Origin of the sequence: Pantoea alhagi, from assembly GCF_002101395.1 — a bacterium.
Classification (GTDB): domain Bacteria; phylum Pseudomonadota; class Gammaproteobacteria; order Enterobacterales; family Enterobacteriaceae; genus Mixta; species Mixta alhagi.
Genome location: NZ_CP019706.1, coordinates 2,373,337 through 2,394,231, shown reverse-complemented (window position 1 = coordinate 2,394,231; position 20,895 = coordinate 2,373,337). Strand labels below are relative to the sequence as shown.

The 20,895-nt window shown below is 54.3% G+C and carries 16 protein-coding genes; 4 read left to right on the top strand and 12 right to left on the bottom strand.

Translation table 11 applies throughout. The features are described 5' to 3' along the window. Window positions 1-23: 23 nt before the first annotated feature. The 4 genes from lplT to B1H58_RS11155 form a co-directional block, all read right to left on the bottom strand. Window positions 24-1,226 (bottom strand): lysophospholipid transporter LplT, encoded by a 1,203-nt coding sequence (gene lplT, locus B1H58_RS11170; protein ID WP_085070306.1) that lies wholly within the window; start codon window positions 1,224-1,226, stop codon window positions 24-26. Then, window positions 1,223-3,364: a bifunctional acyl-ACP--phospholipid O-acyltransferase/long-chain-fatty-acid--ACP ligase gene (aas, locus tag B1H58_RS11165; protein WP_085070304.1), complete on the bottom strand. Its 2,142-nt coding sequence runs from the start codon at window positions 3,362-3,364 to the stop codon at window positions 1,223-1,225. Before aas ends, lplT begins: the two co-directional genes overlap by 4 nt. Before the next feature lie 135 nt (window positions 3,365-3,499). After that, window positions 3,500-5,221, bottom strand: a complete 1,722-nt coding sequence (locus tag B1H58_RS11160) for a penicillin-binding transpeptidase domain-containing protein (protein ID WP_085070303.1) — start codon at window positions 5,219-5,221, stop codon at window positions 3,500-3,502. A 182-nt stretch (window positions 5,222-5,403) separates the two neighbouring features. Then, a complete protein-coding gene (locus B1H58_RS11155; RefSeq protein WP_085072291.1) occupies window positions 5,404-7,680 on the bottom strand; it encodes a molybdopterin guanine dinucleotide-containing S/N-oxide reductase in 2,277 nt (758 codons plus the stop codon). A 184-nt stretch (window positions 7,681-7,864) separates the two neighbouring features. On the opposite strand from B1H58_RS11155, the gene galR reads away from it, so the two are divergent. After that, complete coding sequence (gene galR, locus B1H58_RS11150) at window positions 7,865-8,866, top strand: HTH-type transcriptional regulator GalR (RefSeq protein WP_085070301.1); 1,002 nt, start codon at window positions 7,865-7,867, stop codon at window positions 8,864-8,866. Between the two features lie 137 nt (window positions 8,867-9,003). Next, the gene (locus B1H58_RS21025) at window positions 9,004-10,152 is read left to right on the top strand and encodes a DUF8093 domain-containing protein (protein ID WP_237172360.1); all 1,149 of its coding nucleotides are present in this window, start codon (window positions 9,004-9,006) and stop codon (window positions 10,150-10,152) included. Between the two features lie 704 nt (window positions 10,153-10,856). Here the strand turns inward: B1H58_RS21025 and B1H58_RS11135 are convergent. The 5 genes from B1H58_RS11135 to B1H58_RS11115 form a co-directional block, all read right to left on the bottom strand. Continuing rightward, complete coding sequence (locus B1H58_RS11135; protein WP_085070297.1) at window positions 10,857-11,315, bottom strand: GNAT family N-acetyltransferase; 459 nt, start codon at window positions 11,313-11,315, stop codon at window positions 10,857-10,859. Next, window positions 11,312-12,085 (bottom strand): FCD domain-containing protein, encoded by a 774-nt coding sequence (locus tag B1H58_RS11130; protein ID WP_085070295.1) that lies wholly within the window; start codon window positions 12,083-12,085, stop codon window positions 11,312-11,314. The genes B1H58_RS11135 and B1H58_RS11130 overlap by 4 nt, the downstream gene beginning before the upstream one ends. A gap of 76 nt (window positions 12,086-12,161) precedes the next feature. Then, the gene (locus B1H58_RS11125; protein WP_085070294.1) at window positions 12,162-12,479 is read right to left on the bottom strand and encodes a PTS sugar transporter subunit IIB; all 318 of its coding nucleotides are present in this window, start codon (window positions 12,477-12,479) and stop codon (window positions 12,162-12,164) included. 10 nt (window positions 12,480-12,489) lie between these two features. Further along, window positions 12,490-13,917, bottom strand: coding sequence for a glycoside hydrolase family 1 protein (locus tag B1H58_RS11120; protein WP_085070293.1), 1,428 nt, complete (start codon window positions 13,915-13,917; stop codon window positions 12,490-12,492). A gap of 9 nt (window positions 13,918-13,926) precedes the next feature. Next, on the bottom strand, window positions 13,927-15,264 hold the full coding sequence (locus tag B1H58_RS11115; RefSeq protein WP_085070291.1) for a PTS sugar transporter subunit IIC: 1,338 nt from the start codon (window positions 15,262-15,264) through the stop codon (window positions 13,927-13,929). Between the two features lie 182 nt (window positions 15,265-15,446). On the opposite strand from B1H58_RS11115, the gene B1H58_RS11110 reads away from it, so the two are divergent. Beyond that, on the top strand, window positions 15,447-15,755 hold the full coding sequence (locus B1H58_RS11110) for a PTS lactose/cellobiose transporter subunit IIA (RefSeq protein ID WP_085070289.1): 309 nt from the start codon (window positions 15,447-15,449) through the stop codon (window positions 15,753-15,755). Between the two features lie 42 nt (window positions 15,756-15,797). Here the strand turns inward: B1H58_RS11110 and lysA are convergent, their stop codons facing one another. Next, entirely contained in the window at window positions 15,798-17,048 is a 1,251-nt protein-coding gene (gene lysA / locus B1H58_RS11105; protein ID WP_085070287.1) for a diaminopimelate decarboxylase, read from the bottom strand. 112 nt (window positions 17,049-17,160) lie between these two features. On the opposite strand from lysA, the gene B1H58_RS11100 reads away from it, so the two are divergent. Continuing rightward, window positions 17,161-18,081: a LysR family transcriptional regulator gene (locus B1H58_RS11100; RefSeq protein ID WP_085070285.1), complete on the top strand. Its 921-nt coding sequence runs from the start codon at window positions 17,161-17,163 to the stop codon at window positions 18,079-18,081. Window positions 18,082-18,171: 90 nt separating this feature from the next. Here the strand turns inward: B1H58_RS11100 and fliB are convergent, their stop codons facing one another. Both fliB and B1H58_RS11085 read right to left on the bottom strand, forming a co-directional pair. After that, the gene (fliB, locus tag B1H58_RS11095) at window positions 18,172-19,308 is read right to left on the bottom strand and encodes a flagellin lysine-N-methylase (RefSeq protein WP_208615316.1); all 1,137 of its coding nucleotides are present in this window, start codon (window positions 19,306-19,308) and stop codon (window positions 18,172-18,174) included. Window positions 19,309-19,599: 291 nt separating this feature from the next. After that, window positions 19,600-20,763 (bottom strand): MFS transporter, encoded by a 1,164-nt coding sequence (locus tag B1H58_RS11085; RefSeq protein WP_085070279.1) that lies wholly within the window; start codon window positions 20,761-20,763, stop codon window positions 19,600-19,602. Window positions 20,764-20,895 lie beyond the last annotated feature (132 nt).

Genomic DNA, 20,895 nt, shown 5'->3' with positions numbered 1-20,895 from the left:
GAACGCTGCGCCTGCTTACTTTTCTATCCGCGACGCTTTTGCGCCAGCTGCCAGCCCCAGAGCATGGCGATAGCGAGCGCAAACAGCGCGCCAAAGCCCACGCCGGTTGCAACCGGCGGCGCACCCAGACGGATCGCCAGTGAATAGAGGCCCAGCATCAACAGCATGGCGCTGTTCTCCCCCAGGTTCTGTACCGCAATAGCGTTGCCTGCACCGACCGTTTGTTTGCCGCGCTCCTGCAGCAGCGCATTCAGCGGCACCACAAAAAAGCCACCCAGTGCGCCGATGACCATCAGCAGCGCATAGGCGTTCAGCTGGGTCTGCTGTAGCGCAAAAATCACTACCGCGACGCCAATCAGAACGCCTGCGGGCATACAGCGCCCGACGGTTTTCAGCGTAACCAGCTTTGCCGCCGCCGCCGCGCCAATCACGATGCCGATCGCTACCATCGCATTCAGCAGCGTGGGGGTTTTGTTGTCGGTGATGCCCAGCGCAACCGGCACCCACAGCACCAGCAAAAAGCGCAGCGTTACGCCCGCGCCCCAAAACAGGCTGGTGCCTAACAGCGAAAAGCGTGTTTCACCATTGCGCCACAGCAGCCGTGCCGCCTGAAAAAAGCTACGCGTCATTGCCAGCGGATGCCAGCTTTGACCGGGACGCGCCGCCTGCAGCTTCGGGATCAGCAGGTTGGCGGCGACCGCCAGTCCGTAGGCCACCACGCAGGCGAACAGTGCCGCCAGCAGGTGCCAGTCCGCCAGTACGCCGCCCGCCATCGATCCCAGCAGGATCGCCGCAATGGTAGAGGCTTCCATCAGGCCATTGGCTTTTACCAGCTGTTCGCCATTGGTGATCTCACCAAGAATGCCGTACTTGGCGGGTGAATAGGCCGCCGCGCCGATGCCCACCAGCCCATAACCAACAAATGGATCGAAGCCAAAGCAGATCACCAGCGCACCCAGCAATTTCAGGCCGTTCGCCAGCATCATTACCCGTCCCTTGGCAAAACTGTCTGCCAGCTGGCCGACAAAAGGTGCCAGCAGAATATAGGTAGCGACAAATACCATCTGCAGCACCGGCTGGCTCCAGTCGGGATAGTGCTGGTTTTTCAGCAGCGCCAGCGTTGCGAACAGCAGCGCGTTATCACCAAAAGCGGAGAAAAACTGGGCAACAATTACCGCCAGCATGCCGCGCGACATTAATGAAGATCCATGAACGGGGAGTGTCATTCTTCCACCATTTTTTTCAGCGTGACGAAATCGGGCTTACCGCTGCCCAGCAGCGGCAGCTGTTGCAGGAAACGAATATCTCGCGGTATCGCCAGCTCTGCCGCGCCCAGTTCGCGGGCCGCCTGCTGCAGGCGATCACGCTGCAGTTCGCGGTCGGTGGTGAACAGTACCAGCGCTTCGCCGCGATTGCCGTCCGGCTTAATGGTGGCGGCGTGCTGTTTCTCCGGTGAGGCTTTCAGCGCGATTTGCTCAACCACTTCCAGAGAAACCATTTCGCCTGCAATTTTCGCAAAGCGTTTCGCCCTGCCCTGAATCTGACAGAAGCCGCCCTCATCAAAGCTGACGATATCGCCAGTGTCATACCAGCCCGGCTCCATCACGCCTTCGCCATTGTCGGCCACTGGCGGCTCCAGCTCGCCGGGACGCTCCACGCGCAGATAACCATTCATGATATTCGGCCCGCGCAACTGTAGCCGCCCGCCCTGCTCAATGCCCGGCACCGACATCAGTCGTGAATCCATACCTGGCAGCAGACGGCCAACGGTATGCGGTTTTGCCGCCATCGGTACGTTAATCGATACCACCGGCGCGCATTCGGTAACGCCATAGCCTTCAAGAATGCGAATCCCAAAGCGCTCCTGATAGAGCTGACGCACGCTTTCCTGCAGTTTCTCCGCTCCGGCGACCACATAGCGCAGGCGGGCGAAATCATAGGGGTTGGCGAAGCGAGCATAGTTGCCAAGGAAGGTCGAGGTGCCAAACAGCACGGTGCAGTTACGGTCATAAACCAGCTCCGGCACGATGCGATAGTGCAGCGGGCTGGGATATAAAAACACCTGAGCGCCGGTAAACAGCGGCGTAAACAGGCCAACCGTCAGGCCGAATGCATGGAACAACGGCAGCGAGGCCATAAAGCGATCGCGTGGCGTAAAATCCGCGACGGTACGAATCTGTTCCACGTTCGCCAGCAGGCTTTTATGGGAGTGCACCACCCCTTTCGGGTTGCCTTCCGAACCGGAAGTAAACAGCACCATCGCCGCATCTTCCGCCCGCTGCGGCAGCATCGCGCGTCGGGGAAGCAGCAGATGCGCCAGGATCCACAGCTTATCTTTACCCGTCAGCGTATCTTTCAGATCCTCAAGGAAGATCCACTGAACCTGCGGGATCCCCTGCGGCAGATGCCACAGATTGCCTTTATCCAGAAACTGTCGTGAGGTGAAAACGGTTTTTATTTGGGCGGCAGTCACCGCGCTGGTCAGGCCGTTTACCCCGGCGGTATAGTTCAGCATCGCCGGTACGCGTGCGCGCAGTGTGGCGCCAAAAATCGCGGCGGCGGTCACGGTGGTATTCGGCAGCAGCAGGCCGATATATTCGCCCGACTGCGTGTAGCGCTCCAGAATGCGCCCCACGCCCAGCGATTTTTTCAGCAGCCCGGTGTAGCTGTCCGGCGCAAAATTAATATCTTCGATACAGCGCTTAAACCAGCCGTAGCGGGTACGGGCACTAAGAAGAGCCTCGAACAAGGTTTCGCGCGGACGCACCGCCATGCGCGCTTCCATCATAATATGATGCAAGTGCTCACCGGCCAGCGCACGACGATCGCGGGCACGCGGCGCGTTGGGCATGGGTATCAGGGTGGGCGGCAGTACCGTCAGGGTAATACGCGGAAACAGGCGACGCTTGAAGATGCCGCCGAGTCGGCCAAAAGGCGTATATTCCGCGCCTTCGATGCGCATCGGCACCACTGTCGCCTGCGATTTGGCCGCGACAAAGCCAGCGCCGCTGTAAATTTTCATTAAAGCGCCGGTGATGGTAATGCGCCCTTCCGGGAAAATGACGACCGGACGCCCTTCATTAAGCGTGCGCACCAGATATTTAAGCGACATAGGCCGCCCAGGATCGAGCGGTACAAAATCCACCATCGGCTTAAGCAGACGCATATACCACTTATCGCTGATGCTGGAATAGACAGCGAAAACCGGTTTTACCGGCAGGAACAGCGCCAGCAAGGCTCCGTCCAGAAACGACGCGTGATTAGGCGCAATCAGCACCTTTTCTTTACGCAACCCGGAGAGATCACCGCGCAGCTGTACGCGCCACAGCAGACGAAACAGAAAACGGAAGAAATTAAAAAGCATGCCAGCTCCTTAGCTGCCGAAAAAACTGGTTATAACCATGCAGCAAAGGCACGCTGAACTCAACGCTGACAGCTTAAAAAACCGCGCGGTCTAACTGACCGCACGGTTTTTATCATATCGAAGAGCAAGGATGTATTAGTGGGGGGCGGCGTTTACCAGCGCATCAGGGGCAATGTTCATATGTTTCAGTACCGGCCCCATAATGTTGCCGAAAATCGGCGCGGCGACCGAGCCGCCAAAGTGATCGCCTGCGGTTGGATGGTTAATCATCACCACCAGAGCTACCTGCGGATCGCTGGCAGGCGCAATGCCAGCGGTGTAGTTAACGTAACCGCCATCATATTTACCGCTACTGCCCATTTTCTCTGCCGTACCGGTTTTGGTGGCTAACCGATAGCCCGGCACCGCTGCGCGGATCCCGGTGCCGCCCGGCAACACATCGCTTTCCAGCATATGCACTACCGTTTTTACCGTTTCCGGATTAGCGACCTGTTTACCCAGTACCGGCGGCGTAACTTTGGTAATGGAAAGCGGTCGGTAAATACCGTAGCTGCCCAGCGTGGCATATTCACGGGCGATCTGTAACGGCGTTACGCGTAATCCATAGCCAAACGAGAAGGTTGCGCGTTCAATATCAGCCCAACGCTGACGATGCAGCGGAAAATAGCCGACGCTTTCGCCGGTCAGCCCAAGGCCGGTGGGCTTGCCAAGGCCGAAAGCGTGATAGGTATTTACCAGCGCTTCTGCCGGCATCGCCAGCGCAATGTGCGATACGCCGATGTCACTCGATTTTTGCAGGATGCCGGTCATGGTCAGGCGCGGCCAGTGGCCAACGTCGCGGATCAGGTGACCGTTAACGCGGTACGGCGTGGTATCCAGCACGGAATCAGGCCGCACCAGGCCACGCTCCAGCCCCTCCATTACCACCAATGGTTTTACCGTTGAGCCGGGTTCAAAGCTGTCATTGATCGCCACGTTGCGCATCTGCGCAGGCGAGACGTCCGCATAGTTGTTCGGGTTAAATGACGGATAAGAGGCCATCCCAAGGATTTCCCCGGTATCAATCTTTACCAGTACCGCCGCACCGGAATCGGCTTTATTCAGCAGCACGCCATCGCGCAGTTTGCTGTAAAGCGTGTACTGATCGAACTTATCGATACTGAGCTGTACGGTAGGCGGCTGTTTCGGCGGCTGATAATCGATCATTGCGATGATGTTGCCTTCGCGATCCTGGCGATATTTCTCGAAGCCCGGCTGCCCCTGTAGCACTTTGTCATAGCCTTTTTCCAGCCCGTTCAGACCGGTGTTATCAGCGCCGACAATGCCAATAAGCGGTGCCGCCGCTTCGCTCATCGGATAAAACCGACTGTCGTTATAAACGGTGCTGATGCCTTTCAGATGCAGCTTGCTGATATCTTTGGCGATGCCCAGTTCGATTTTACGCCCCAGATAAAGGAAGCGGCGATGCGGGTTAGCGGTAATTTGCTGCTGTATCTGTTCCGGGCGTTGATTAAGCGCATTAGCCAGATATTGCCATTTAGGGCTGGTGAAATCGGGTTGCGCTTCCAGTACGCGCTGCGGATCGGCAATGATGTCGCGTGAAGGAACGCTAAGCGCCAGCGTTTCGCCATTGCGATCCAGCAGGGTACCCCGGTTCGTGGGCAGGGTAACGGTACGCAACGAGCGCTGATCCGCTTCGTGTTCCAGCATTGGATGATTGATTAACTGGAGATCGGCGACACGGGCCAGCAAAACAGCCAGACACCCCACCACCCCCAGACAAATAAGGCGAAACCGAAACGGATTGAACGGCGCTTTAATCTGATCTTTTCCAAGAAATTTTTGTATGCGGGGCATGGTCCATGACCTTAATGCGGGCAAAAAAAACCTGCGCATCTGCGCAGGTTGGTGTAATCAAAAACTTGTTGATGTTCACCCATCAATACCTCTGGGACTTAAAATGTACCAAGCGGCAGAGAGGGGCGGCTATCAATGATTCGCAACAGTTGCCCGCAAAATGTAACCAGCTATGTGATTTATCAGCTCTTTTGCAATGTTTTCCGCTGACGGATCTCTACCAGGCAGGACATTGCGTTTGGCCCCTGCGTTAATAGCGAGGTACCAATATCCAGCGTCAGTACATTAGGATTCCCGGCACGATCCCAGGGTTGCCAGGCTCCGCCAAAGCCCGGGTCGAACCAGGCACCGGTAGAGATGACCACCACGCCGGGTGCCAGGCCAGGGTTCAGTTGCACCCCGGCCAGCATCATGCCTCGCGCGTTAAACACCTCGATTTCATCGCCATCGCTGATGCCGCGTGCCGTTGCATCCTGCGGATGCATCCACAGCGTTTCATGACCGGCGGTTTTATTCGCCTGGACGTTTGGCGTTGCATCAAGCTGGCTGTGCAAGCGATCTGCGGGCTGAACAGAGATCAGATGCAGTGGAAAACGATCCGCCTGTTCACTGCCCAGCCACTCCTGCGGCGCGCGCCACTCCGGATGCCCCGCCATGTCGTCCAGTTGATAATCCGCAATAGCCTGACAAAATAGCTCAATTTTTCCGCTGGGTGTTTTCAGCGGGCTGGCCTGAGCATCGGCGCGAAAGTCAGACATAAAAACATAGTCGCGCTCGCTGGCTGGCACTTCGGCATAGCCGCGCTGCCAGAACTGCTCAAATGACGGCCACTGCACCCCTTTGTGCTGCTGCGCTTCACCGCACTGCCGGTAAAGATGGGCGATCCATTGCATCTCATTACGGTTTTCAGTGAAGCGCTCGCGATAGCCGAGGCGCTCCGCCAGATCGGCGAAAATATCGAAATCGTTACGCGCCTGATGTTGTGGGGCAACCGCCTGATGCATGGCGAAAACATAGCGATCGCGCGAAGATCCGCCAATATCGTTACGCTCAAGGGTAGTGGTCACTGGCAGGACGATATCGGCCATTTTCGCCGCCGCCGTCCAGACAATGTCCTGCACAATAATCGTATCTGGCCGCTGCCAGCCCTCAACCAGCCGGTTGAGCTGCTGATGATGATGGAAAGGATTACCGCCCGCCCAGTGCATCAGATGAATATCTGGATAGTGATGCGTTTTTCCCTGAAAGGCATAGCTTTCGCCAGGTTGCAGCAGCATATCGCAAATGCGCGCAACCGGGATCGCCAGCCCGGCCGGGTTAGGTCCGGTGGGCAACTGCGGTGCAGGCGTATCGATTCTGGGATTGCCTACGCTGTTCATGGATCCATGCCCAAACGAGAAGCCCGCACCCGGCAGGCCCGGCTGTCCCAGCATGGCGGAGAGCGCAATCATCATCCAGTAAGGTTGTTCACCGCGATGCGCGCGCTGTACCGCGTAGGAACAGGTGATAAAGCTGCGTTTACCCGCCAGCTGACGCGCCAGCCCGGCGATGCGTTCCGCCGGCACGCCGGTAATGGCGCTGGCCCACTGCGGCGTTTTCGCTATGCCGTCGCTTTGTCCCAGCAGATACGCCCGCAGCTGCGGATAACCAACGCAGTGACTATCAAGGAAGTCACGATCCGCCGCGCCAAGGCGTTCAATTTCATAACCCAGCGCCAGCATCAGAGCAACATCCGTGTTGGGGCGAATCGCGATCCAGTCGGCATTCAGGAAGGCGGGACAATCATCGCGTAGCGGACTGACGTTAATAACGCGTGTGCCTTTTCGCGCCAGCTGCTTCAGGGCTGGTTTCAGGGTATGTTCGCCCGCTCCGCCCGATGCAACCTGCGCATTTTTCAGCGCAAGACCGCCAAAAGCCAACACCACTTCCGCATGTTCGATAACGCTCGGCCAGTCGGTTACGCGTCCGGTCAGCGGCATATAAGTGCCGATCACATAAGGCAGGAAGAATTGTGCAGAGCCCCAACTGTAGTTACCTGTTTGATCAACCCCGCCGCCGCCGTTGAAGTAAAAGCGCCGGACCAGCGTTCGCGCATGGTTTACCCGTCCAGCTGAAGACCAGCCATAGGATCCAGTGAAGATGCCGCTGGCGCCGTAACGCTCGCGCACGCGCTGATTTTCCTCTGCTACCAGATCAAGCGCAGTTTCCCAGTCCACCGCGATGAAATCCTCACGTCCACGCAGCGTGCGATCGCTGTTTTCCCGCGCCTTTAACCAGGAGCGACGCACCATCGGCTGCTGAATACGTTTGTCCGAATAGACCAGTTGCGGGATGGTTTGCAGCATCGGTGAAGGATTGCTGTCGGCAAAAAAGGGTTCGCAGCCGATAAGGCGGCCATTTTCGGTTACGGCGGTAAAGGCGCCCCAGTGGGCGAGATGTGGAACTTTTTTGATCGTCATCGTGCGGGCGCAGGCGTCAGCGAAAGGTAAAGAGAGGCATAGTAGCTTTTCCCGCATGAAAAATAAAAGCGCAATAATCGGCGCGCTTTGCGACGGGGCTGACATTCTGTGCGGTTGAACTTGTGGGTCTTTTCCGCAACACTCTTGGTATGTGTAAGCGTTTACCCCGGAAGGTTCTCTATTCATGGCTACGATAAAGGATGTCGCCAAACTGGCGGGTGTTTCTGTCGCCACCGTCTCTCGCGTTATCAATAATTCGCCCAAGGCCAGTGAAAATTCTCGTCTGGCGGTGTTTAGCGCGATGGAGGAGTTGCAATATCACCCGAACGCTAACGCGCGTGCGCTGGCGCAGCAGTCGACGGAGACCATAGGTTTAGTTGTTGGTGATGTTTCCGACCCGTTTTTCGGTGCGATGGTGAAGGCCGTTGATGAGATTGCCTGGCAGACCGGCAATTTTTTGCTGATTGGTAATGGTTATCATAATGAAGTTAAAGAGCGGCAGGCGATTGAGCAGCTAATGCGTCATCGGTGCGCGGCGTTGGTGGTACATGCCAAGAAGATCCCTGACGAGGAGCTGGAGAAGCTGATGCAGCAGATGCCAGGCATGGTGCTGCTTAACCGCTCCTTGCCTGCTTTTCAGCAGCGCTGTATTGCGCTGGACGATCGTTATGGCGCCTGGCTGGCAACGCGGCATTTGATTCAGCAGGGCCACGATCAGATCGCCTTTATCTGTTCGACGCATACGATTTCCGATGCCGAGGAGCGTTTGCAGGGTTATTACGATGCGCTGAAGGAGCACAGTTTGCCCTGTAACGATCGGCTGGTGGCATTTGGCGAGCCGGACGAGGTGGGCGGCGAGCAGGCGATGACAGAGCTGTTAGGTCGCGGACGAAATTTTACCGCCGTCGCCTGTTATAACGATTCGATGGCGGCGGGTGCGTTAGCCGTGCTGAGCGATAATGGCATTCGCGTGCCGGAGGAGATGTCGTTAATTGGCTTTGATGATGTGCTGGTGTCGCGCTATGTACGCCCGCGTTTAACTACCATCCGTTACCCGATTGTGACGATGGCGCAGCAGGCTGCCGAGCTGGCATTAGCGTTAGCAAATAATCAGCCGCTGCCGGAAGTGACAAATACGTTTAACCCCACGCTGGTGCGCAGGCATTCTGTTAGCCCGCCGGGTTAAAAAGAATGTAATAACAGTGACTATCACTCAGGGCCAACAGAACAAGCATCTACCTGACGTTAATGAGTAGATGTTTGTTTTTTTGTTCATGCATAGCGTAAACTCCCCGCGCACATAAATTAAACAGGATGTTTAATATGGGAGCGAGTCTGCCAGGGAACCGCCTTATCTGCCTGTCACGGGATACCCTTGCCCCTGCATCATTTGAACGGATTATCAGCCCTCTTGCGGCATGGCGACACATCGAACAGGACTACCGGTTTGATGACCGCTGGAACAATTCGCTCTACATCGTCAACATCTTCCCCAAATCCGCCCATCCGCTTGCCGCAACGCTTCCCGAATACGGAAGGCGTTCAAAGGAACAACTGAAAGCCCTGACGGAGCGTGGTGAGGTTGTCTGCCTGAATGATGTCTCTGTGCTGCCCGCCGGTTTGTTTTACATCGACGATAACGGCATGCTTATTTGCCGGGATAAGACGCTGTTCAGATTTGACGGGGCAAACAGCATCATCGCCGCGTTCAATCTTGCGGTGAGTAAGCGCGACTACCGGTATTCTGGTGGAAAACCCACTCCCACCTCTTCAGGGCAGCTCAGGGGAGGAAGCCAGCCGGCTGTTTACCATACCCTTAACAGTAAAAACGTTGGCCGGTTACTGGCCGCAGGCGGTATCTACAACGGTAACGTTGAGGGGTTCCGTAAAACGGCTGAACAACTTGGTGGGGAGGCGCCTGCGGGCTATAATCAGGTGCTGAATGAAACCACCAGGGGCGTGGCCATTGCCGGGGCATCCATCCTGGGAATAAGGCGGCTAAACACCGCCCGGGAGCTGGAGGCATTATCAGGGCAGCAAAAGATAAATCAGCCGGGGGCAGTTTCAGGAAAGCGCACTCGTCTTAGCGATCCACTTGATCTTATTTATGGCGAATCAAGAAATCGTCGCCAGGCATTAAATAAAGCAAAAGATCTTGCTGACATTCCTCGTTCTCAGCAACCTCACAGGCAATGGAAAGTTGGAAACGATCCTGAACGAAGAGGTCAAACCAATTACAAATATTCAGAAGATTTAAGCTCGCATGGGCGATATTATGAATATACTGATGCTTACGGACATAAAAAGGTTGTTGTTGAACACACGGCAGACCCAAGGGCAACTGGACTTCACGCACACGCAGGGCAACCTAAACCTGGCGCTGATCCTATAACATACGATTTCAAAAGTGATAGGTATCAGAAAATTAATGACCCTGCAACTTACGATCATCATATCTATTATGAAAATTAGTTTACAAAACAAATTAAATTTAACGAAAGCAAAAAGTTACGCTACTAAGTTGAATGGTGTGACTTCCTTTAAAATATCGTTATTACATGAGGATGACTTCGTATGGCATCGAAAAATGCTAAAGGAGATAAATAAAATTGATAATTTTATTGAAAGGAAATCTTTTAATATCCCTTTGAATATTAATTCCCTAATTAGTTTGTTCGCAAGTACTCTGAATGTGCAAAAAAACATTAACTGCAATATATTCTATGTAGGGGAAGTTTGTATATCTCTTTGTGTTGAAGATTTATCAGCTTTCATATTGAGTCTATTTTCGATAAATGGGACGTATGATTTTTCATTAGCCTTTACATCTCCTGATCGAGTGATAGTTTTAAGCGACAATGAATATGAAGTTGAATTTTATTATATGCACAAGTAATTAATGTTCAACACCGACCCAATACGGTGCTGAGCGAGTGAGGCGGCAGCAAAAGGCACAAGAGCAAGTGAAGCGGCGGGCAGGTAGCGGAGTAAAGCCTCCGCGTCAGGGATGACGCGGCGGAGTCCCCAGGGATGGGTTCACGACGTCTTTACGCAGCGCCTGCCCGCCGCTGAGCGAACTGAAACTACCCTAAACTCAGCCAGCCGCCGAACAGACTGAAACTACCCTAAACTCAGCCAGAGACCGAACGAACTGAAACCCCGCGCGCTAACGCTTATCACAGCGCCTTGTGATACAAGCGAACCACCACATCCGGATAATCCAACGCATCGCCGATATAACGCCAGCCAAAACGCTCATAATAATCCGCACACAACGAATACAAATAGAGATCCGGAAAACCCCGTGCCCGACACCAGGCTTCAGCATAACTTTGCAGCGCCGCGCTTAACCCACTTCCGCGCGCGCTTTCATCCACATACAATGCCGCCAGCCACGGGAAAAGATCCTGACGGCTAATCAAATCGCAACGCCAGACGCCTACCGTCCCCACGGGGCGCACGCCATCCAGCGCCACAAACGTCTGCGGGAAATCAGCACCGCGCACGCTGCTCTCTATCACGCTGGCGAAAAAAGCGCGGCTCTGCTGATCGCCAAACGCCTGCCACAGCCACTCCACCAGCTGCGGCTGATACTGCGGAGCCTCAGATAACGGAACAATATGCCAGCGGCTCATACCAGCTTACCCTGAAAAATTGGCACTGACTCAAACAGATAACCATCAAAATCTGGTGCATCGGCATCCGACAGCTCCATTAGCGTATTCTTCACATTCTCCAGATGCTGCCACATGCCCTGCCAGGCTCCCATCACATCGCGTCGCCGCAAAGCGGCCAGAATCGTCTGATGATCGCTCAGCCACTTCAAACGGTAACTGCGCGTCTCAATATGCCTGCGCAACTGCTGCCACAGTGGATTATTTTCATGATGCCGCCAGATACTTTTTACCGTATCCATCAGCATCTGATTCTGCGTCGCACCCGCCAATAAAAGATGAAACAAGCGATCGTTATCCTGACTGGTATCATCCAGCGCAATTGCGCGCTGCTCCTGTTCCAGCGTACGGCGTAAATTCTCAATATCGGCTTTGGTCGCCATGCGCGCAGCGAAAGCGGCAATATTACTCTCCAGCAGCTGACGCGCCTGCAACATCTCAAATGGGCCGACATCGCTGCGGAAAAAAGCTTCCTCTTCATCGCTGCTGGCGCTGGGAATACGCATCACATACACGCCAGAACTTTGACGAATATCGACCGTTCCCTCCAGCTCCAGCATCAGCAACGCCTCGCGAACGATCGTTCGGCTCACGCCCCACGTCTCAGCAAGATGGCGCTCCGGCGGTAAGCGTGAGCCAACCGGATAAAGCCCGGCCACAATTTGCTGGCGCAAATGTTCGCCAATCTCCTGGTACTGCTTTCTCTCTTGCGGCGCTGCGCCCTTATCCACTTCATCACCCTTAGTCCGTTGACTACACCATCCCGTAGCGCCTGATTAACCGGTAACAACAGATGGCAACACGTCGCTAGTTTATCAAAGCCAGCGCCTGATCGAGTACTTTTGCGCCATTTAGCGTGCCGTAAGCCAGCGTATCGATCACTGCGATCGGGATCCGATGACTATCGGTCAGCTTGCGGTTCTCCTCCAGCTTAAAACGTACCTGCGGCCCCAGCAGCACCACGGCCACCTCGCCAGCATAGTTTTGTAGCTCCTCACGCAACTCTTGTTCCGGAATAGCATAAATCTGGTAGCTCAGGCCGCGTGCCGCCGCCTCTTTCTCCATGCGCGTCACCACCATTGAGGTCGACATACCTGCGGCGCAGGCCAGTATGATACGTTTCATTTGCGGCTCCTTACCGGGGTTGATCATCCAGCGTCAGGGTCAGCTGGCGGCTATCGCGCAGCTGGCGAAACCAGTGCGCTGACTTCTTCATGCGTCGCTGACGCTGATTCTCTAAATCGATTTCAATCAGGCCATAGCGATTTTTAAAGGCATTCATTGGCGAAACGTTATCGGTAAACGCCCAGAGCATATAGCCCCGACAGTTAATGCCCGCCTGACGGGCAAGCAATGCTTCATATAAATGCTCAGCGATAAAATCGATGCGGTAATCGTCCTGAATCTCGCCCTGTGCATTTCTGAAACGCGCTTCGTTCTCAATTCCCATGCCGTTTTCTGCAATAAACCACGGAAAGTTGTCATACTCATCACGCATCCGGCAGGCGATATCCGCCACAATGCGTGGCTGAATTTCCCAGCCGCGTGACGGATTCATTCTGCGGCCCGGCAGCTCAAACGGTTCATAATAATAAGTGGGATGAAACGGCGTTTCGGTATGCCAGGCGCGCGACGGCGCTTTTACCCGATGCGGATAGTAAAGATTCAACCCCACTTCATCGACGCGATGCGCCGCGATCAATGCCAAATCTTCATCACTGTACTCCCACGCAACCTGATGCTGTGCTAACAGCTGCAGCAGCGCTGGCGGATACTCGCCTTTGATCGCCGGATCGAGAAACACCCGGTTATAGAACAGGTCATACATCTCTGCGGCATATCTGTCGTGCGGCGCGCCGGAACGCGGCCATGTTACCTCCGGGTTTAAAATCGTTCCGATGCTGCCCGGCCAGCCTCCGGCGCGAAACAACGCCACAACGCGCGCGGTCGCCAGATTTTTATGATGATTCCACTGCATCCAGGTCGCAGTACATTGCTGATACGGCCAGCGCAGCGCGTCAAGGTATACGCGGGTTTGCACTACAATCGGTTCGTTAAACACAAACCAGCGTTTAACCCGATGGGCATAGCGCGCAAGCGCCTTCTCTGCGTAGCGAACAAATAGATCCACCACCTTTTTCGCGCCCCAGCCGCCATACTTTTCCAGCAGCGTCGCCGGTAGCTCGTAATGCTCCAGGCAGAGCATCGGCTCAATGCCATTGGCCTCCATCTCATCAAGCAGGTTGTCGTAATAGCGGGCGTACTCCTCATCCACTTCCGCCGTTTCATAATCCAGCAGAAAGCGCGACCAGTTAATGGAGGTGCGATAGTGCGTCAGCCCACAGGCTTTCATTAGCGCCACATCTTCCCGGTAGCGATTGATAAAATCGGTCGCTACCGCCGGGCCGTAGCCGTTATGCCAGACATGTCGATCGTGCTGATACCAGGCATCCAGATAAGAGTCCTGCCCCGCCTTCTTACCGTGCCAGCCTTCGGTTTGCCAGGCGGACGCCGCCGCGCCCAGTATAAAATCGGCGGGAATATCGATAGTGACTTTGCTCATCCCGGTTCCTTAAGGCTGTGCCAGTTCTGGCTGCTGCAGCGCTTTTGCCTCGGCGGCTTCGGCGCGGCGTGCGGCAATTTTGACAAACGGCAGATAGATCAGCACCGAAACCACAATACACACCAGCTGAGTTACCACCGCGCCCATTGAACCGGCGGTAGAGAGCCAGGCATTAATAATCGGCGGCGTGGTCCAGGGCACCATCACCACTGCTTTACCCGCAAACCCCGTGAGCGTTGCGAAATAGCCGATGGTGCCGGTTACCAGCGGCGTAATAATGAAAGGAATTGCCAGGATAGGATTCAGCATAATCGGCATGCCGAAAATTACCGGCTCATTGATATTAAACAACCCTGGTCCAAACGAAAGCTTGGCGATCTCGCGCATCTCTTTTCGTTTGGTTGCCAGCATCACCGCCGTCAGCAGGCCGATGGTCAGGCCAGAGCCACCAATACTCATATAGACATCCCAAAACGGCATGGTAATGATATTGGGTGCCTCTTTTCCCTGCTCGAAGGCGTTCATATTCACCAGAATCGCTCCCAGCAACAGCGGTTCACGGATCGGTTTAATCATCTGATTGCCATGAATGCCAATCACCCAGAACAGCTGAGCGACAAACATCAGCAGTAAAATGCCCCACAGGCTCTGCACCACCGATTCCAGCGGCTGTTGCACCACGCGATAAACCGCATCGTAGAGGTAGAGCCCACTGACCCGATGGAAAATAAAGCCGAAGGTGGCGATAGCCGACACGGTGATGATCGCCGGGATCAACGCGGAGAAAGAGGCGGAAACATTAGGCGGTACGGTATCGGGCATTTTGATTTTTAGCCGCTCGACATTCTCCAGCCGACAGTAAATTTCTACCGATAAGATGGCGATAAACATGCCGAGAAACAGGCTTTTGGTATCGGAAAACTGCTTCGCCAGCACATCGGTCACCAGCCGCATCTGCCCGTCGACCATCATCTGCAGCGTGGTCGGCGTAACGGCAATAAAGCAAATTACCGCCAGCAGGCCGGGAAACAGCGTTTTGATGCCGTTAATCCGCCCCAGCTCAATACCGATTAAAAATACCGCGCCGATATTCAGGAAGCTGAGCGTGGCGTAGTTAATACTGGTGGTGATGGGTTTGAGATCGGCCAGGAAAGAGAGTGCCTGGAAACTGGCCAGGCCGTTTTTAGCATCCAGTACCATATTGGAGATCAGTACTGAAAAAGCGCCCACGATAATGACCGGCATCAGCGTAATAAAAGAGGCTTTGATCGCCATAATATAGCGATAACTGTTAAAGCGCGTGGCGAAGCTTCCCAGCGAGTCAATCAGTCGATCCTGTAGAGACATAAGCAATAACCTCAGGGTAAGTGAGTAATCGTCCTGTTGTGACAACCCAACCCTTCCCTGATATGGCATACCAAAATTAGCCGAATGCACGCTTTTTTCTGTGAGCTTTAACGCAGTTCGCTTATTTGGTATTCCAATAAGATAATTAACTCAAATCTGGTATACCAATAATCGAGGTGAGTATGGATTTTGAACAGGTCATCATGGAACTGTTGATTAACGCTGGTGAGGCGCGTTCTCATGCGATGAGCGCTATTCAGGCAGCGCGCCGACGTGAATGGCAGCAGGCGGACGAAGCGCTGGCTGCCTCGGCGGAAGCCTCTAAAGCAGCGCATCGTATTCAAACGCAGTTGATCGGGGCTGATGAGGGCGAAGGAAAGTTACCGGTGACCTTGATCCTGGTACATGCGCAGGATCATTTGATGAACGCTATGCTCTGCCGGGATCTGGCAGAAGAGATTGTATTGCTGCGTAAAGAGCTGCTGGCGTAAAAAGCAGGCCGTTCCCGCTAGCGCAGCAGAAACGGCCCCTGTTTATAGCTCCAGCGCCAGCAGCTCTTCAATGGTCTGGCGACGGCGGATTTCGCGCACCTCGTCGCCATCAAACAGCACCTCCGGGATCAGCGGACGGCTGTTGTAATTGGAAGACATCGATGCGCCGTACGCGCCGGTATCATGGAACACCAGATAATCGCCCGGTGACGTTGCCGGAAGCAGGCGGGTTTCAACCTTGCCGCCTTCCAGCTGGGTAAAGACGTCGCCCGATTCACATAGCGGCCCCGCCACCACGGTTTCACGCTGCTCTCTTTGCGCAGCAGCGCTGTCAGCAGAAAGCAGTGAAATATGATGGTAACTGCCGTACATCGAAGGACGCATAAGATCGCTGAAGCCTGCATCCACCAGCACAAAATGGCGGCTGCCCATCTCTTTTACCGCCCGAACCTGCGCAACCAGAACCCCTGCCTCGGCCACCAGGAAACGCCCCGGCTCGATCTCTAATTTCACCGCATGGCCCAGATGCGCCGCAATACGTTCGCGCGCGCTGTGCCACAGGCTGTAATAGTGCTGCGTATCGATCGCCTCTTCACCGTAACGATAAGGGATCGACAGCCCGCCGCCGGCAGAGATCGCCGTGATATCCCGATCCAGCGCGATAACCTGGCTTACCATCGCATCGCATACCTGTTCCAGATGACCATAGTCCACACCGGAACCAATATGCATATGAATGCCGACCAGTTGCAGATCGTACTGCTGAATAGCGTCCAGCGCCTGCGGCAAGTCACTGTGCCAGATACCGTGCTTGCTGTTTTCGCCGCCGGTATTGGTTTTTTGACTGTGTCCGTGGCCAAAACCTGGATTAACCCGCAGCCAAACCGGATGACCCGGCGAGCGCTCGCCTAGCTGATGCAGCATGTCCACCGATCCGGCATTGACCGGAATGCGCAGCTCGGCAATGCGTGCCAGCGTGGGTTTATCCAGCACGTCAGCGGTAAACACGATCTCATCGCCACCCGCCACATAGCCTGCCGCCAGCGCGCGCTCAATTTCGCCCAGTGAAACAGAATCGACCTTCACGCCCGCTTCACGCATCAGACGCAGAATATGGATATTAGAGCAGGCTTTCTGAGCGAAACGCACTACGTCAAACTGCTGTAGCTGGGCGATACGCTGGCGAATAATATCAGCGTCATAAGCCCAGAATGGACCATCATAGCGTTCGGTGAGCGGCAGCAGATTTGCAGCGTTCAGGGCGCTGTCAGCGTGATTAAGTGGGCGCGGCATAAGAGGTCTCCTTGAAATTTTCTCTATTACGCCATAGCCCTTTTAGAGAGAAAAATATCTGTTTCTGCAGAGTTTATGCAAATATGATATGGCTTTCGCTTCCGGAGAGATCATGGCTAACATCACCCATCGGCATATAGAGATTTTTCACGCGGTGATGACCAGCGGCAATCTTACCGCCGCCGCCGAACTGCTGCATACCTCTCAGCCAACCGTTAGCCGCGAGCTGGCTCGCTTTGAAAAATTGACCGGGCTGAGCCTGTTTGAACGCGTGCGTGGTCGTTTGCAGCCTACCGTGCAGGGCCTGCGTCTGTTTGAAGAGGTGCAACGATCCTGGTACGGTCTCGATCGCATTATCAGCGCAGCGGAAGGGTTGCGTCAGTTTCGCCAGGGCGAACTCTCCATAGCCTGTCTGCCGGTTTTCTCTCAATCTTTGCTGCCGCCGCTCTGCCAGCCTTTTTTACAGCGCTATCCCGACCTCAGCCTGAATATCATTCCGCAGGAGTCCCCGCTGCTGGAAGAGTGGCTGTCAGCCCAGCGCCACGATCTCGGCCTGACCGAAACTCATATTACGCCCGCCGGTACGGAGCGCATCGAGCTGTTAACGCTGAATGAGGTTTGCGTTTTGCCTGCCGGGCACCCTTTAACATCGCGCAAGCAGCTTACGCCACAGGATTTTGCCGGGGAAAGCTATATCAGCCTGTCGCGCAGCGATAGTTATCGTCAGCTGTTGGATGCGCTGTTTCATGAACAGAACGTACACCGCAGGATGGTTATGGAAACACACAGCGCGGCGTCGGTATGTGCGATGGTACGGGCAGGTATCGGCATTTCGGTGGTGAATCCGCTGACGGCGCTTGATTATGCAGCCAGCGGCATTGCCATCAGGCGTTTTAGCGTGGAAGTGCCCTTTACGGTGAGCCTGATCCGCCCGCTGCATCGTCCGGCGTCGGCGCTGGTTAGCGCCTTTAGCCAGCATCTGCAGCATGAGGCCGTGCAGTTTCAGGTGAAGCTCGAAGCGCTGCTTGATTAACCGGTCAGCGCAATTAACCTAACAGCAGCAGGCAGGATAGATCATCGCCACCATTGATTTCATCAATGGCTTTATTGAGTTTATCCGCCATCAAGGTGTTATGGCGTATTGATAATAATCGGCGAACAGCTCTACTACATCCTGCTGGTTAATTTCCTGATGCAGCGACTTCACGGAAAGCGAAAACTTCAGGAAAAAATAGTCCATCACCATGCGGTAAAACTGCCTCATAATAAGGGAAAGATCGTTACCTGGAAAGTAGCTGGTATAGATCTGGTAGCGGAAATAATTACGCATAACCCAGGGTTCTTTCAGGCAGGAGGTGGTACATAGCTGCTGCCATTGCTGATTAACCCGGGCAAATTTCGTCTGTATTGCGGCAATATCAGACGAGTCTGTTTTGTCGAGATACTCAGCAATTAAAATATAATTATCGCGTAGTGATAAATTACGCACCGTTGCATTTATATCATCTTTAAAGATCGCCATGATGGCGCGTAGTTTCAACAGAGCAGCCTGCTCGCTTGCGACGCTATGCTCTGTCAACTGACTGCTGTTAAGCGCCAAAATTAGCTCGTTACAGAAGGCTTCCGCTTCAGGCAGTCGGTTAGAGAGATCAAAGTTTATACGCTGCAGATAAATAATAAACTGCGCCAGCGCTAACAGGTTGGCTTCAATACCGTTGCTTTGCGCACTCACCAGATTCCAGGCAAACAGGTGTATAAGCTGGTTTTTCTGCCCTAACCGGTGATTGTGGCTGAGATTTTTTTTAGCGGAGGATGCAATCAAATTGATCTCTTCATGCTGTAGCATGCTCTCCTGTTCAAACAGCACCAGCCGTGCGACCTCTGAGCAGGACATGGACATGTTGCGGCGCAGCTGATCGCCCCAGGTACTCTCTGTTCTGGGATAGCCTGCACAGGTTTTGGAGAGCGCTTCGCCGCCCATTTTTTGATGAATTTTACACAGCTTATCTGCTGTAAAAAATGGGCATTTCCCGTTTTCATTAAAGCGAATAACGGAGTATTTATTTTTACCTTTCCTGGTGAGCCTCAGGCTTTCTTTAGCCGTGTTTTTTATTTCCTGATGGGGAGAGTTAATATATTTATCATGTGTTTTTTTATCTATGTAAATACTCCATCCGTGACAACAATCATTTAAGCAATCCGATCCTGCACATTTAAACTTCTTATAAAAGTTTGGTGTGATGATTTTGTGTATCTTCATAGATTAACACTCTTGTATAAAACAGATAAGGTAACATGAAGCGTTAATAAGCCAATGTGGTATAAGCGCACACTTTAGCGCGCAATTAGGCATAACACGTTCGGGTAACAGAAAGAGTTATACGATGGATGACCAAACAATTCCCGGCGAGCAGATTGATGATTCAGGTTTTTATAAGAACATCTGGAAACAGCGTGGATAAGGCAATGAAAGGGATACAATATGGAGGAAAGTAGCCAGGCGGGCAGCGCTGACGACACGAGGCCGCCAGCGCATTAACGCTCGGTTGAATTACGCGTTTACCGGCTGCGCTTTACCGTTGGCGCAACGGAAGGTAATCAGGCAGACAATCAGGCCGATTGCAGCCAGCACGGCGGCTGCCACCGGCACCGCAGTCAGGCCGTAGCCGCCTTCAATAACCGCACCGCCAACCCAGGCTCCCAGCGCATTGCCCACGTTAAACGCAGAAATGTTGAGGGTAGAAACCAGGTTTGGCGCCTCCTTACCGTGGCGCACCACGTTAATCTGCAGCCCCGGAACAGTAGCAAATGTTGCCATCGCCCACAGAAACAGAGTGATTTCCGCCAGCCACAGTCCGTGACTGGTCCAGCTAAAGGCCAGCGAGAAGAGCGCAATCAGCGCAAAGCTCAGGATCAGGCTGAAAGAGACTTTCCAGTCCGCCAGCTTACCGCCAATGATATTGCCTACCGTCAGACCCGCGCCGATCAGGAACAGCGTCCAGCTCACGCCGCGATTGCTGATGCCGGTAACCTGCAACAGCAGCGGAGCAATATAGCTAAACAGAGCAAACATGGCTGCCGCAAAGCAGACCGTCATCAGCAGCGACAGCCAGAGCTTGCCGTTCGCCAGCGCACTGATTTCACTGCCGAGATGTACCGGCTTCTCATCTTTATTGGTCGGCAGACTCACGATCAGTGCAACAAAGGCCAGCACGCCAATCACCGCTACGCCCCAGAAGGTGGCGCGCCAGCCAAACAGCTGACCAAACCAGGTACCGAGCGGCACGCCCAGTACGTTAGCCAGCGTCAGGCCGGTGAACATAAGCGCAACCGCTGAAGCCTGACGATTAGGCGCAACCAGGCTGGCAGCCACCACCGCACCAATACCAAAGAAGGCACCATGACACAGCGCGGTAACAATACGCGCCAGCATCAACAGGTTATAGCTATAAGCCAGGGCGCACAGGATGTTGCCGATAATAAAAATCGACATCAGCAGGATCAGCGTGCGCTTGCGCGGTAACCGTGCGGTCAGCAGCGCCATTACCGGCGCGCCGATCGCGACGCCCAGCGCATAGCCGCTGATCAGCCAGCCGGCGGAAGGGATCGACACGCGCAGATCGCCCGCCACCTCCGGCAGTAACCCCATAATAACGAACTCAGTGGTGCCGATTGCAAACGCACTCAGCGCCAGCGCCAGTAATGAAACAGGCATAACATTCTCCAGAAACGATGATTGCAGACTCCAGGCAGGCCGCTGTCAGGCAGCGGATTGGATGACGCGTTGTGATGCTGCATCTATTTATTGCGTCACGCGGCTATTAAAGCACAGCGTTAATGTGACAAA